At 68.5% G+C, this 13,177-nt stretch carries 13 protein-coding genes and 1 riboswitch; of the genes, 8 read left to right on the top strand and 5 right to left on the bottom strand.

Features of this window, described 5'->3' with window-relative positions; all coding sequences use genetic code 11:
- Nucleotides 1-46: 46 nt before the first annotated feature.
- Genes AC1D2F_RS14665 through AC1D2F_RS14655 form a run of 3 tightly spaced genes read right to left on the bottom strand, consistent with a single transcriptional unit; the run spans nucleotide 47 to nucleotide 3,153 of the window.
- Nucleotides 47-1,279: an acyl-CoA dehydrogenase family protein gene (locus tag AC1D2F_RS14665; RefSeq protein ID WP_476967014.1), complete on the bottom strand. Its 1,233-nt coding sequence runs from the start codon at nucleotides 1,277-1,279 to the stop codon at nucleotides 47-49.
- Nucleotides 1,280-1,286: 7 nt separating this feature from the next.
- Nucleotides 1,287-2,180, bottom strand: a complete 894-nt coding sequence (locus AC1D2F_RS14660; protein WP_229993134.1) for an amidohydrolase family protein — start codon at nucleotides 2,178-2,180, stop codon at nucleotides 1,287-1,289.
- Between the two features lies 1 nt (nucleotide 2,181).
- On the bottom strand, nucleotides 2,182-3,153 hold the full coding sequence (locus AC1D2F_RS14655; protein ID WP_229993133.1) for an SDR family NAD(P)-dependent oxidoreductase: 972 nt from the start codon (nucleotides 3,151-3,153) through the stop codon (nucleotides 2,182-2,184).
- 124 nt (nucleotides 3,154-3,277) lie between these two features.
- Between AC1D2F_RS14655 and AC1D2F_RS14650 the strand changes: the two genes are divergently transcribed.
- From AC1D2F_RS14650 to pabB, 4 genes are all read left to right on the top strand, one after another.
- The gene (locus AC1D2F_RS14650) at nucleotides 3,278-3,757 is read left to right on the top strand and encodes a MarR family winged helix-turn-helix transcriptional regulator (RefSeq protein WP_229993132.1); all 480 of its coding nucleotides are present in this window, start codon (nucleotides 3,278-3,280) and stop codon (nucleotides 3,755-3,757) included.
- A gap of 50 nt (nucleotides 3,758-3,807) precedes the next feature.
- On the top strand, nucleotides 3,808-4,353 hold the full coding sequence (locus AC1D2F_RS14645; RefSeq protein WP_229993131.1) for an NUDIX hydrolase: 546 nt from the start codon (nucleotides 3,808-3,810) through the stop codon (nucleotides 4,351-4,353).
- Nucleotides 4,354-4,438: 85 nt separating this feature from the next.
- Nucleotides 4,439-4,999, top strand: coding sequence for a low molecular weight protein-tyrosine-phosphatase (locus tag AC1D2F_RS14640; protein ID WP_229993130.1), 561 nt, complete (start codon nucleotides 4,439-4,441; stop codon nucleotides 4,997-4,999).
- Nucleotides 4,996-7,050: an aminodeoxychorismate synthase component I gene (pabB, locus tag AC1D2F_RS14635; RefSeq protein WP_476967013.1), complete on the top strand. Its 2,055-nt coding sequence runs from the start codon at nucleotides 4,996-4,998 to the stop codon at nucleotides 7,048-7,050. The genes AC1D2F_RS14640 and pabB overlap by 4 nt, the downstream gene beginning before the upstream one ends.
- A 32-nt stretch (nucleotides 7,051-7,082) precedes the next feature.
- On the opposite strand, the gene cls is transcribed toward pabB, so the two are convergent.
- Nucleotides 7,083-8,558, bottom strand: a complete 1,476-nt coding sequence (gene cls, locus AC1D2F_RS14630; protein WP_414645567.1) for a cardiolipin synthase — start codon at nucleotides 8,556-8,558, stop codon at nucleotides 7,083-7,085.
- Nucleotides 8,559-8,651: 93 nt separating this feature from the next.
- On the opposite strand from cls, the gene AC1D2F_RS14625 reads away from it, so the two are divergent.
- Nucleotides 8,652-9,620 carry an aminodeoxychorismate lyase gene (locus AC1D2F_RS14625; protein WP_229993128.1) on the top strand — a complete coding sequence of 323 codons (969 nt, stop codon included), beginning with the start codon at nucleotides 8,652-8,654 and terminating at the stop codon, nucleotides 9,618-9,620.
- A 163-nt stretch (nucleotides 9,621-9,783) separates the two neighbouring features.
- On the opposite strand, the gene AC1D2F_RS14620 is transcribed toward AC1D2F_RS14625, so the two are convergent.
- The gene (locus AC1D2F_RS14620) at nucleotides 9,784-10,740 is read right to left on the bottom strand and encodes an ATP-grasp domain-containing protein (RefSeq protein ID WP_229993127.1); all 957 of its coding nucleotides are present in this window, start codon (nucleotides 10,738-10,740) and stop codon (nucleotides 9,784-9,786) included.
- Between the two features lie 341 nt (nucleotides 10,741-11,081).
- A riboswitch (SAM riboswitch) is annotated at nucleotides 11,082-11,196 on the top strand.
- A gap of 21 nt (nucleotides 11,197-11,217) precedes the next feature.
- Between AC1D2F_RS14620 and AC1D2F_RS14615 the strand changes: the two genes are divergently transcribed.
- The 3 genes from AC1D2F_RS14615 to AC1D2F_RS14605 are packed head-to-tail and all read left to right on the top strand — an operon-like array spanning nucleotide 11,218 to nucleotide 13,174.
- A complete protein-coding gene (locus AC1D2F_RS14615; protein WP_229993142.1) occupies nucleotides 11,218-11,550 on the top strand; it encodes a DUF1737 domain-containing protein in 333 nt (110 codons plus the stop codon).
- On the top strand, nucleotides 11,547-11,966 hold the full coding sequence (locus tag AC1D2F_RS14610; RefSeq protein WP_229993126.1) for a rhodanese-like domain-containing protein: 420 nt from the start codon (nucleotides 11,547-11,549) through the stop codon (nucleotides 11,964-11,966). Before AC1D2F_RS14615 ends, AC1D2F_RS14610 begins: the two co-directional genes overlap by 4 nt.
- Nucleotides 11,966-13,174 carry an O-succinylhomoserine sulfhydrylase gene (locus AC1D2F_RS14605; RefSeq protein ID WP_229993125.1) on the top strand — a complete coding sequence of 403 codons (1,209 nt, stop codon included), beginning with the start codon at nucleotides 11,966-11,968 and terminating at the stop codon, nucleotides 13,172-13,174. The genes AC1D2F_RS14610 and AC1D2F_RS14605 overlap by 1 nt, the downstream gene beginning before the upstream one ends.
- Nucleotides 13,175-13,177 lie beyond the last annotated feature (3 nt).

The raw sequence follows: 13,177 nt of genomic DNA, 5'->3' as shown, positions 1-13,177 counted from the left end.
TCGAACGACGGCGGCGGGACGCGCCGTCGTCAGCGGGTGAAGGGCGTCAGCGGGTGAAGGCGCTTTCGCCGGTGAGGGCGCGGCCGACGATCAGGGCATTGATCTCGTGGGTGCCCTCGTAGGAATAGACGGCCTCGGCATCGGCATGGAACCGCGCGACGTCGGACGCGAGCGTGATGCCGTTGCCGCCCACCACTTCGCGGGCCAGGGCTACGGTTTCGCGCATCAGCAGGGAGGTCTGCATCTTGGCCAGGGCTGAGTCCTGGTCGCGGTAGATGCCCTTGGCCTGCTGTTCGGTCAGCCGGACCACGAGGGACAGCGACGAGGTCAGGTTTCCCAGCATCCGGGCGAGCTTCTCCTGGACGAGCTGGAAGGAGCCCAGCGGGCGGCCGAACTGCTGCCGCTGGGTGACATACTTCAGTGCCGCTTCGAAGGCCCCGGCCTGGATGCCGGTGGCGATCCACGCGACGTCCGAGCGCATGGCCCGCAGCATCGCGGCCACGTCCCGGAACGAGTTCACGTTGTGGAGCCGCCTGGCCTCGGGAACGCGGACGCCGTCGAGGGTGATGTGGGCGTTCTGCATCATCCGCAGCGCGGTCTTGCCGCGGATCTTCTCCAGGGTCACGCCGGCGGCCTCGCGGTCCACGAGGAAGGCCTTGACCTGCCCGTCGGCGACGTCCCGGGCGAAAACGGCCAGGACGTCGGCCGTTGYCGCGCCGCCGATCCAGCGCTTGGCGCCGTCCAGGACCCAGGTGTCGCCGTCCGGGCCGGGCTCCCTGCGGGCGGTGGTCGCGAGTCCCCCGGCGATGTCCGAGCCGGACTCCGGCTCGGTCAGCGAGAAGACGCCCTTGAGCGAGAAGTCGATGACCCTGGGCATCCACTCGGCCTGTTGTTCCGCGGAGGCGCCGACCCGGATGGCGGTCCGGAACAGCCCGGCCTGGGCCGTGTACCAGGTGGCCAGCGAGGCGTCCGTCCGGGCGAGTTCGAAGATCCGGAACCCCTGGTAGATTCCCCGGGCGGGTACCGGCTCTGCACCCGGAGCGCCGGTCAGTTCCGCCGGTTCCATGAGGTCCAGATCGGTCAGCGGCCGGGCCAGCTGGTCCGGGAACTCGCCGCGCTCCCAGTAGTCGGCCAGGAGCGGGCGGGCCTGGGTGTCCAGGAACTCCCGCAGCCGCCCCAGCACTTTCCGCTCCCCGTCCGTGAGGAGGGATTCGGCATCGTAGTAGTCGCACACGCTGTAGAGGCGCTCCTGCGCTGTCTTCTGGGGGGCGGTTTCCACKGACACCTCAGCCACCGAGCCCGAGCAGGCGGACAGCGTTGTCCTTGAGGATCTTGGGCCGAACCTCGTCCTTGAGCGGCAGGTCCGCGAAGGCGCCCAGCCATTTCTGCGGCGTGATGAGCGGGAAGTCGGTGCCAAAGAGGACCTTGTCCTGCAGGACCGAGTTGGCCATGCGGACCAGGGACTCGGGGAAGTACTTCGGAGACCAGCCGGAGAGGTCGATGAAAACGTTCGCCTTGTGCGTGGCGATCGAGTTGGCCTCGTCCTGCCACGGCACCGAGGGGTGGGCCATGATGATCTGCAGTTCCGGGAAGTCCGCGGCCACGGCGTCGAGCAGGAGCGGGTTGGAATAGGCCAGCTTGATGCCGTAGCCGCCGGGGAGACCGGCGCCCATGCCGTTCTGGCCGGTGTGGAAGATGGCCGGCAGGCCCAGCTCCTGGAGGGTTTCCCAGAGCGGGTAGAACTGCTCGCTGGAAGGGTCGAAGCCCTGCAGGCTCGGATGGAACTTGAAGCCGCGGGCGCCGAGGTCCACGGCCTGGTGCTTGGCGCCCTCGATGGCATCGGTGCCGGTCCGGGGGTCGACGCTGCCGAAGGGGATCAGGACGTCGTTGTTCCGGGCTGCGCCGGCGATGAGTTCGGGGATGCTGTTGGGCTCGTGCTTGAGCTGGGTCCGGGCGTCGACGGTGAAGACGACGGCGGCCATGTTCAGTTCGCGGTAGACCTCGGCAATCCGGTCCAGCGAGGGGCTGCGGTCCTCGGCCTTGAAGTACTTGGCGGAGGCCTCGGTCAGGGCCGCAGGAAGGGATTCGTGGCCGTGGCCGTCCACTTCGAGGTGGACGTGCATGTCGATCGCATCCAGGGCGGCGGCGTCGATGCCGAGTTCGTAGCGCTGCGCGGCCATCTCAGCGGACCTGTGCCGTTACTGCGGCCGGTGCCGCCTGCGAGGGTGCGGGCTGCGCCGGCTGCAGGTCCGCCGGCAGCGGCAGGAAGTCCTCGCCCACGCTTTGCAGCTTGTCCCCGAAGAGCGCGCCGAAGTTGTCCACGAGGTCCTGGTAGCCCCAGCCGCCCTCGCGGTACTCGGTGGCGGCGGCCTCGGGGTGGGTCCAGAGCTGCAGCCGGTCGCCGCCGGCGCCGATCGCCTGGCCGGTGACGCCTGCGGCAGCGTCGGAGGCGAGGAAGGCCACCAGCCCGGCAACGTCGTCGGCCGTACCAAAGCCGAGGTCGTGGCGGAAGAAGGCCGGCATCGCCTCGCCGCGCTCATCGGCCTCGACAGCCTTCTGGAAGTACGGGACGGTCTTGGTCATGGCCGTGGCGGCCACGGGAATGACGGCGTTGGCGGTGACGCCTGCCTTCTTCATTTCCAGGGCCCAGGTGCGCACCATGCCCACGATCCCGGCCTTCGCGGCGGCGTAGTTGGTCTGGCCGAAGTTGCCGCGCTGGCCGGTCGGGGAGCCGATGGTGATGATGCGGCCGGCAATGCCGTGCTCCTTGAAGTGGCCGAACGCCTCCCGGGCGCAGGTGAAGGTGCCGCGCAGGTGGACGTTGATCACGGCGTCGAAGTCCTCGTCGGTCATCTTCAGCAGGCTCTTGTCGCGCAGGATGCCGGCGTTGGTGACCAGGATGTCCAGCCGGCCGAACTCCGTGACGGCCGCCTGCACCAGCTGCTTGGCGACGTCGGAGCTGCCCACCGGGGCCACGACGGCGGCTGCGCGGCCGCCGTCGGACTGAATCGTCCGGACGGCATCGGCGGCGACGCCGGCGTCCACATCGTTGACGACGACGGCGGCGCCCTGGCGGGCCAGTTCCCGGGCGTAGGCTAGGCCGAGGCCCCGTCCGCTTCCGGTGACGATTGCTACTTTTCCTGACAGGCTCATTGCCGCTCCTTTGCTAGCTGCCTTGTGCATCCGGCCCCGCGGCATGGGATGCTGTTCTGTATCCATGAAAATATGGATAGTTGAAAAAGTCAACGATTTATTTTTTGGACTATTGGAGTTGGGCATGGCGACCGAAGTTGACGACAAGCCGGGCAGCGAGCCGGCGGAGAAGCTCATGGCGGCGACCATCAGCCAGGACGCGGGCTTCCTGCTGGCCAAGCTGCATGCCGGCGGGTCGGTCCTGAACAACCACGCACTGGCCGCGTTCGATCTCAAGGAGCGCTCGTATTCGGTGCTGGCCCTGGCCAACAGCGAGCTGGAACCAACCCAGCGAGAGATGGCCGAATTCCTCAGCCTGGACCCGAGCCAGATTGTCGCCCTGATCGATGAGCTGGAGCAGCGCGGGCTGGTGATCCGGGCGCCCGGGAAGCTGGACCGGCGCGCCAAGATCGTCTCCTCGACCCCGGAGGGGGCAGCGGTCTTCCGGCGGGCCGAGGCGGCGGCGCGGGACGCGGAATCCGCCGCCCTGGCCGGCCTCAGCGCCACGGAGATCGCCACACTCAAGGGGCTGCTCCGCAAGGCGCTGTGGGGGCCAGCGGCCTGATCGCGGGCCTGATTCCGGGCCGGGGGCATAGCCTTGGGGCAGGAGGAGCCATGACCGTTCGGAGCGCCGGCATTCTGCTGTACCGGCTAGGAAGTGCATCCCCGCCCAGCGGCGCGCCGCCCCACTCCGGCAGCGCTCAGCAGCTTGAGGTCTGGATAGCGCACATGGGCGGACCGTTCTGGGCCCGCAAGGAAGCTCAAGGCTGGTCCATCCCCAAGGGTGAGTACCCGGCCGACGAGGACCCGCTGACGGCTGCGCACCGCGAATTTGCCGAGGAAATCGGCACCCCGGCACCCGCTGCCGACTACCAACGGCTCGGCGACTTCCGCCAGCCCTCCGGCAAGATCATCACGGTCTTCACGGCCGAATCGGACTTTCAGCCGGAACGAATCGTGAGCAACACCTTCACGCTGGAGTGGCCGAGAGGATCCGGCACGATCAGCAGTTTCCCCGAAATCGACCGCGCCGAATGGACCGCCGAGCCCGAAGCCCGGTCCAGGCTGGTCAAGGGCCAGCTGCCGGTCCTCGACGCGCTGGTCCGGCACCTTGGGCTCGGCCCGGCAGCCCGCGATGCGCCCGCCGACGGGAGGGCGTGACAAAAATTGAATATCGGTTGACATTTGTTGTAATACTTCGCGGGGGCCAGCTAGCCAACAGGCCCGGGATCGTTCATGCTTAGCTATGACCTCAATGTCGAGCCAGTACCGGATCATCGCGGTCTGCACCGGAAACATTTGCCGGTCTCCGATGGCCGAACTCATGCTGGCGGAGGCATTCCGGGCCGGGCACCTCACCGGGGCCGTGGTCGATTCCGCCGGCACCACCGCGTATGAGGCCGGCCGGCCCATCGATCCCCGGGCCGCGCGCAAACTCACAGCCCACAACATCGCATCGGACCGCCACGTGGCGCGCGAATGGCGGCCCGAATGGTTCGCAAACCGGGAGCTGATCCTGGCCCTCGACGTCGACCACTACGGCTGGCTGCGGCAGGCAGCACCGGACCAGGAATCCCTGGCCAAGATCCTCATGCTCCGCAGCTTCGACCCCGCCGTGGCAGACAAGGACCCGCTGGAGCAGGGCATCGAGGACCCGTGGTACGGCGGCCACACCGACTTCGACACCACCTGGAACCTCATCCGGGCCTCAGTTCCGGGGATCGTGCAGCACGTGCGCACCGAGCTTCAGCGCCAGAACGGGCAACATCACGGCAGCGAAGGTCAGCGGGTACGCTCTATTTCATGAGCCCCGCACCCGTCATCATCGCAATCGACGGACGGTCCGGCTCCGGCAAGACCACTCTGGCCATCGAACTGGCGGCGCGGCTCAGGGAACACCACAAAGTCTCGCTCTTCCACCTCGAGGACATCTATCCGGGCTGGAACGGGCTCGCCGCCGGGATTGAACGCTATGTCACCACCGTGCTCTCGCCCTTGCGGCGCGGGGAGAGCGCGGAATGGGTCAGCTGGGACTGGGAGCGGCACTACGACGGCGATGCGCGCACCACCCGCCCTGCCGAAATCGTCCTGGTGGAGGGCGTCGGCGCCGCCGCAGCGGCGGCACTCCCCCTGCTGGACGCCGTGATCTGGGCGGACTCCTCCGACGACGACCGCCGGGCCAGGGCACTGGCCCGGGACGGCGACACCTACGAACCGTTTTGGGACCAGTGGGCGGCCCAGGAAGCGGAGTGGCTGGCGGCCGACGACGTCCCGGCCCGCGCGGATGTGCACGTACTTAACCGTGCGGACGGCACCGCCCCCGACGACGTCCTCCAGGCCCTCCAGTACATCCCGGCCGTCGCCCCCGCCCTGCTGCCTGAACGCGCCGCCCGGCGCGGCCTGCAGCTGCTGGCCGAACGGATCGACGCCCAGCCCGAGGCCGAGCAGCTGTTTGCGGCGCTTTTCGGCGATTCGGCCAACGCCGTATGGCTCGACTCCTCCCTCGACCCGGCAGGCCTCGCCCCGGAGGCCGCGGAGCGCAGCCGCTTCAGCATCCTGGCCGACGACGGCGGCCGCTTCGGCCAGGCCGTCCGGCACAGTTCCGGACGGACCCGTGTCACTACGGGCCACGCCACAGCGTCCACCGACGGCCCGTTCTTCCGCTGGCTCGACGGCGTTTGGGGGCGCCGGGCGCTCCATGCGCCCGAGGCCTACCCGTGCGAGTTCACCCTGGGCTGGCTCGGGTACCTCGGCTATGAGCTCAAACGCGAAACCGGTGGCAATGACGTGGCCGCCGCCACCCCGGACGCCTGCCTGATCTTCGCCGGCCGCGCCGTGGTCCTTGACCACGCCGAGGGCACAGCCTGGCTGCTGACCCTGGACGCGCCCGACGCCGGAGACTGGCTCGAGGCGGCCCGCGCGGCCGTCGCCGCGGCCGCATCCGCGCCGTCCACGTCCACGTCCACGTTCAGTGCCCGGCAACTGGCTGCCCCGCGTTTCACTGCACGGGACACGGAAGCCGGCTACAAGGCAAAGGTCACTGAGGCCCAGCGTGAGATTGCGGAAGGCAATACGTACGAGGTCTGCCTGACCACGGCGCTCACCGCTGCCTCGCCTGCGGGCTCTCAGGGGATGGATCCGTGGCCGACCTACCTGGACCTGCGGCGCCGCAACCCGGCCCCCTTCGCCAGCTATTTGCGGTTCGGCGAGCTCGCCGTGGCGAGCACGTCGCCGGAGCGCTTCCTGCGGATTGCCGCGGACGGCAGGATGCGGGCCGAACCGATCAAGGGCACGCGCCGCCGGGACGCGGAACCGGGCGCGGACGCTGCCCTGCGGGAAGAACTGGAGTCCTCGGCCAAGGACCGCGCGGAAAACATCATGATCGTGGACCTGCTGCGCAACGACCTCAGCCATTTCGCCGTCCCGGGCTCGGTGGCCGTCAGCCGGCTGTGTGCGATCGAGAGCTACGCCACCGTGCACCAGATGGTGAGCACCATCGATGCCCGGCTGCGGCCCGGACTGCCGCGGGCCGAGGCGGTCGCCGCCTGTTTCCCCGCCGGCTCGATGACCGGCGCCCCGAAGGTCAGCACCATGGCCATCCTGGACCGGCTGGAGGCCGCGCCGCGGGGCGTGTACTCCGGCGCGATCGGCTACTTCTCCCTGAACGGGGCCGCCGACCTCTCCGTGGCGATCCGGACCCTCGTGATCAGCGCCCTGGGCGACGGCACCGCCGACGTGAGTCTCGGCGTCGGCGGCGCCGTCACCGCCGACTCGTCCCCGCAGGAGGAGTACGAGGAAGTCCGGGCCAAGGCGTTCGGCGTGCTCTCGGCGCTCGGTGCCGAATTCCCCCAAGGCTGACGTTCCCCAAGGCTGCCCCGCCGGCGGCCGGACTACTGCAGGGTTGCGCTCAGCCTTGCCACATTGTCCACGTACTTGGCCTTCATGGGCCGTTTCATCCAGTCCTCCAGCAGGAGTTCGTGCGAAATGCTCCGGTATGTGTCCTCCACGGCGCGGATCCTCTGCACGATGTCCTCGCCGAGGAGCATCACGGAGACCTCGAGGTTCAACGAGAAGGAGCGCATGTCCATGTTGCTGGAGCCCAGCACGGCAACCTCGTCATCGATGGTGAAGTGCTTGGCGTGCAGCACGAACGGCGCCTTGTAGAGGTAGATCCGCACGCCTGCCTCGAGCAGGGCCTGGTAGTACGACTGCTGCGCGTGGTGGACCAGGAACTGGTCGCCCTTTTCCGAGACGAACAGTTCCACCTCGACGCCGCGCTGCGCCGCCGTGGTCACCGCGTAGAGCAGCGAGTCGTCCGGGACGAAATAGGGGCTGCAGAGCGAGATCCTGTGCTGCGCCGAATAAATGAGGGTGTTGAACAGCCGCAGGTTGTTCTCGGTGACAAAACCCGGGCCGCTGGGGACCACCTGCGCCGTGATGTTTCCGGCGTGGGGCTCGGGCCGGTGTTCCAGCTGCCCTTCAAGGGATTCGTCGGTTTCGCTGAGCCAGTCGGTCGCGAAGGCTACGTTCAGCGTGGTGACAATCGGCCCGCGCATGCAGGCCATGAGCTCCACCCATTCGCGGCCCACTTTGCGGTGCTTGGGGTTGTTGTAGGACGGCTCGATCAGGTTCTGGGATCCCGTGAAGGCGATCTCGCCGTCGATCACCATGATCTTGCGGTGGTTGCGGAGATCCGGCCGCCGCCACTGCCCCTGCAACGGGTTCAGCGGCAGCATGGGCCGCCAGCGGATCTTGCTGGCGTTGAGCCGGGCCTTGAGCTGCTTGTAGCCCTTGATGCGAAGGCTGCCGAGGTGGTCGAACAGGACGCGGACCTCGACGCCGCGCTCCGCCGCCTCTTCCATTGCGGTGAACAGATCGTCCGTGACGTGGTCGGTGCTCATGATGTAGAACTCGGCGTTGACGAAGGATTTGGCGCCGCGGACGGCCGCGGCCATCGCCTTGATGGAGTCGGGGTAGCCGGGCAGCAGCTCCACGCTGTTGCCGTCCACCATTGGCAGCGAGCCCAGCGTCTTGTTCAGTTCAGCGGCGGAGGCCACCCATTCGGGTCCGTCGTAGCGGCTTTCGACTTCTTCCAGGTCGGACGTCCCGGCCCGGATCCGGGTGTTGACAGCGTCCTGTTGGGCACGGCGCCGGCGGGAGAGCCGGAAGTTGCCAAACAGCAGGAACAGGGCCAGCCCAAGGATGGGCACAATGAAGATGCCCAGCAGCCACGCCATCGCGGTGGTGGGCCGCCGGTTCCCTGGGATGATGCCCAGGACCAGCACGCGGATGGCGAAGTCGATCACCGTCAGGATCAGAACCGCCCAGGACGGTAAAGTTTCCGCCAGCGGAAATGGCCACAGCACAGGCGAACCCCTAAAAGTACAAGCCCGCGGAACAGTTCCTGAACGGGCAACGTGCAAATCCTATCCCGGGACCACCGAGACTAAGCTGGAGCCATGATCTCTGCAGCCCCTGTTCCTGCGCCCGCGACCGTGCTGGTCTTCCTCGACCCGGCGTTCGACGGCGGCCGCGTTGCCGACGCGTCGCAGCCGCAACTGATGGCCACGGACCTGGGCGCCACCCGCGGCGACGGCGTTTTCGAATCCCTCCTGGCTGTGGGCGGCCGGCCCCGCAAGATCCAGGCGCACCTGACTCGGCTGGCCGGCTCTGCCCGGCTGCTGGAGCTGGACATCCCTGCCGAGGACGCGTGGCGGCGGGCAGTGGAAACCGCCCTCCGCGAGTTCCGGGGGAAGGATCCTGCCGCGGCAGCAACAGGCGGCGCGGACGAAGACGAGGTTGTGGTGAAGCTGCTCGTGACCCGCGGGCCGGAGGGCGCCGCCGCCCCCACGTGCTGGGTCCAGGCCTCCGCGCCCGCGGCCGCGGGCCGCCGGCAGCGCGAGACCGGAATCGACGTCATCCTGCTGGACCGTGGCTATGACAGCGACGTCGGCGAGCGCGCCCCCTGGCTGCTGCTCGGCGCCAAGACCCTCTCCTACGCCGTGAACATGGCGGCGCTGCGCTACGCCCACCGGCACGGCGCCGACGACGTCATCTTCACGTCCGCGGACGGCCGGGTCCTGGAGGGACCGACGTCGACCGTTCTGCTGGCCCATCTGGAAACCGCGGACGACGGCGCCGGCGGCGTCCGCACAACCCGGCGGCTCATCACCCCGCAGCTGGACAGCGGCATTCTGCCGGGGACCTCGCAGGGCGCCCTGTTCACCGCCGCCAAGGCCGCCGGCTGGGAGCTGGGCTACGGCCCGCTGGAGCCGAAGGACCTGCTGGATGCCGACGCGGTCTGGCTGATCTCCAGCATCCGGCTCCTGGCCCCGGTGAACCACATCGACGGCCAGGAAATCGGCACCCCGGAACTGCGACGCCAGCTCACGGCCGAACTCAACGCCCTGTTCGCCACCATCGAATAGTGCGGCCAGGCCGGTGCTGCACGGCAGGCGCCGCTGATACTCACCGGTTTTGCGGCCAGGGACCACGGTAACGACGGCGGTTTGTGGGAACACGCCGTCCTCCGGCCTCAAAAGTGGGGAGACTCAGCGACTGCGTGAGCACACCATTCTGCCGGGCCGCGCTTCACCCCAGGGCGTCCGCGGGAACCGCCGGGCACCGCCGGAACGATGCCGGGTTGAACGCCGGGAGCATGAAGGTGGCCAGCACGGCGTCGAGCATTTCCGGGGCCCAGGCGCTGTTCTCCCCCAGGGTCGCGCAGACGCCCAGTACCACGGGGGTTCCGTCCGCGCGGCGGCGAATCCGGACCTGGACCGGCCCGGTCAGCCCGAGCGTGCGGACGGCGGCCAGGCCCAGCTTCCGCACGTCCCCGGCCTGGCTCACCGGCACCCTGCGGCTGACTTCGTCGCTGCCGGTGTGTCCATACGGGGTCCTGGTCTTCTCGAGGACCACCGCCACCGGCGCCATCGCGTTGCGTGCCGGAGTGCCGAACACCAGGCACACGTAGTCGGCGCCCGGGATAAACTCCTGGACAAGTTGCCCCGCCGGCATGTTCTTCCAGCTAACCGAGGCGGTTCCGGCCAGCACGTGGACACCATGGGAGCCTTTGAAGACCCGCGGCTTGACCACCACGGGCCCGGTGAGGGAGGCGAGGGATGCCGGCGCGGCGGCGAGGTCGCCCGGAACCGCGACCTGGGGCACCGGAATCCCGGCTGCCTGCAACGCCCAGGTGGTAAACAGCTGGTCGTTGGCGAGGGCCACCGCGGCGGGGTCGCCCACGATGATCCGCACGTCCTGGGCGAAACCGGCACGGGCCGCGGCCAGGACCGGAAGTTCCACAGTCAGGGTCGGAATGATGACGTTGATGGCTTCACGGTCCACCAGCCGGCGCAGGTCCAGGATCATGTCCGGGTCCGTCGCCGGCAGGAGCCTGACCGCGGCCGCGGCGGGGGCATCCTCCGCCTGGCGGGAGTCGGCGCGGGCGTCGGAGCCGAGATACGGGAGTCCGCGGGCTTCGAGCTGGGCCGCGACGGTCCGGCCGGCGGCGCTTGCTATCCCGGTAACCAGTATGCGCGGGCCCACAATTGCTCCATTCCGCCGTCACCGGCCGGGCCATGGCTGTGGCTCCGACGGTTCCGGCCACTGATTCACAGACAACTTGTTTTGATGGACAGACGGCTCGATTCACGGACAGCTCGGTTAACCTGCAAATCCGGCCGACACGTCGGCCATGTCCTCCAGTAGACGGCGAATCGTCCGCGCACACACGAGTGGGCTGTACCCGAAATTGGAGCCCGCAACTACTCGGCCGCACCCCGCCCCACGCTGGGCCCGGCCGGCGCCAGCGCCTGGGCGTGGCCCGGTTACGGAACATGACGACGACGGCGGTGCGGGCCGGCGTCGTAGGTGTTACGTTTTTGGGGAGTAATGAGAACCGGTGCCAAGCCCTGACTGGCCGGTCGGCAACCCTCCCTTTTCGCGGCGGGGTGCCTCAGGTGAATACTCGGCAATCGAGAATTCGAGCTGCAAGCGTGAAAGAGGAGATCCGTCGTGCCCCCCATGTCAACACCCGCGGTACCCGAAATACTCAGCACCACAGCACCCAGCACAGCACGCAGTGCACCACCTGCCGGCGAGGAAAGACTGGCCTACCGGCTGTTCACCGGCACGGATGACCGCGCCTTTTGTGAGCGCGTGTCCGCCGCCCTGGCCGAGGGCTATGTCCTGCACGGAAGCCCCGCCGCCACCTTCAACGGCAGCACCGTGATCGTGGCGCAGGCGCTGGTCCTGCCGGCCGCGATTGCGAGCGCGGACGCCGCCGTGGCCAATGCAGTCGATGAGCTCGATGCCGACGAGATTGACGCTGTTGGGGCATTCGAGGGCCACGCATGAGCTACGCCGGAGACCTCAGCCCCCATGAGGCGTGGGCCAAGCTGGAGGCGGGAGCCCTCCTGGTGGATGTCCGGACCGAGGGCGAATGGGCCCACATCGGCATCCCGGACACGACGTCCGCGGGCGGAAGGCGGAACGATCCGCTTTTCATCCAGTGGAACCTCGCCGGCGGCGTACCGAACCCGCACTTCGTGGAACAGCTAAGGCGAGAGGCACCGGAGGACTCCGCCGTCGAACTGGTGTTCCTTTGCCGCTCCGGTGTCCGCTCGATCGCCGCCGCGACGGCCGCGACGGCCGCCGGATACACCTCGTACAACGTTCTTGAGGGCTTCGAAGGCGAGACCGACCGTTTTGGCGACCGCACCGTCAACGGCTGGAAGAACCGCGGCCTGCCCACCAACCTTGGAAAGATCTGATGACTTTCAATCCCGACGCCGCCGGCTGGGCCGCCGACACCCAGGCTGTCCGCGGCGGCCTTGACCGCACCGGCTTCCAGGAAACCACCGAGCCGATCTTCCTCAACTCCGGATTCGTCTACGGGTCCGCGGCCGCTGCCGAGCGCGCCTTCACCGGGGAAGACGAGCGCTTCGTCTACTCCCGCTACGGCAATCCGTCCGTTGCCACCTTCCAGGAGCGGCTCCGGCTGCTCGAGGGAACCGAGGCGTGTTTTGCGACGGCGTCCGGCATGTCCGCCGTCTTCACCGCGCTGGGCGCGCTGTTGGCTGCCGGCGACCGCGTAGTCGCAGCCCGCTCGCTGTTCGGCTCGTGCTTTGTGATCCTCAACGAGATCCTGCCGCGCTGGGGTGTCGAGACGGTCTTCGTGGACGGCCCGGACCTGGAACAATGGCGCTCTGCCCTGTCCGAGCCGGCCACGGCGGTATTCTTCGAGTCGCCGTCGAACCCCATGCAGGAAATCGTGGACATCGCCGCGGTGAGCGAACTGGCGCATGCGGCCGGGGCCACGGTGGTGGTCGACAACGTCTTCGCCACCCCGCTGCTGCAGCGCTGCGGAGAGCTCGGCGCGGACGTGGTGGTCTACTCCGGCACCAAGCACATCGACGGCCAGGGCCGCGTGCTCGGCGGGGCGATCCTGGGCACCAAGGAATTCATCGACGGGCCCGTCAAGCAGCTCATGCGGCACACCGGTCCGGCGCTCTCGGCCTTCAATGCCTGGGTGCTCACCAAGGGCCTGGAGACCATGGCCCTGCGCGTCAACCATTCCTCGGCCTCCGCCCTGCGGCTGGCCGAATGGCTCGAGGGACAGCCTGCGGTCAGCTGGGTCAAGTACCCGCTGCTGCCATCCCACCCGCAGTACCCACTCGCCGTGAAGCAGATGAAGGCCGGCGGGACGGTGCTCACGCTGGAGCTTTCGCCCTCGCCGGGACGCACCGCGAAGCAGGCCGCCTTCGCGCTGCTGGACGCGCTGCGGATCATCGACATCTCCAACAACCTGGGTGATGCCAAGACGCTCATCACGCATCCTGCGACTACGACGCACCGCGCGATGGGCCCGGAAGGCCGTGCGGCGATCGGGCTCAGCGACGGCGTGGTCCGGCTTTCGGTGGGCCTGGAGGACGTGGAGGACCTGATCCGCGACCTCGGCCAGGCGCTCAAGCAGGTCTAGCGC

This window comes from Arthrobacter sp. P1_B3, assembly GCF_056406615.1.
This window is presented reverse-complemented; position numbering and strand designations above follow the sequence as displayed.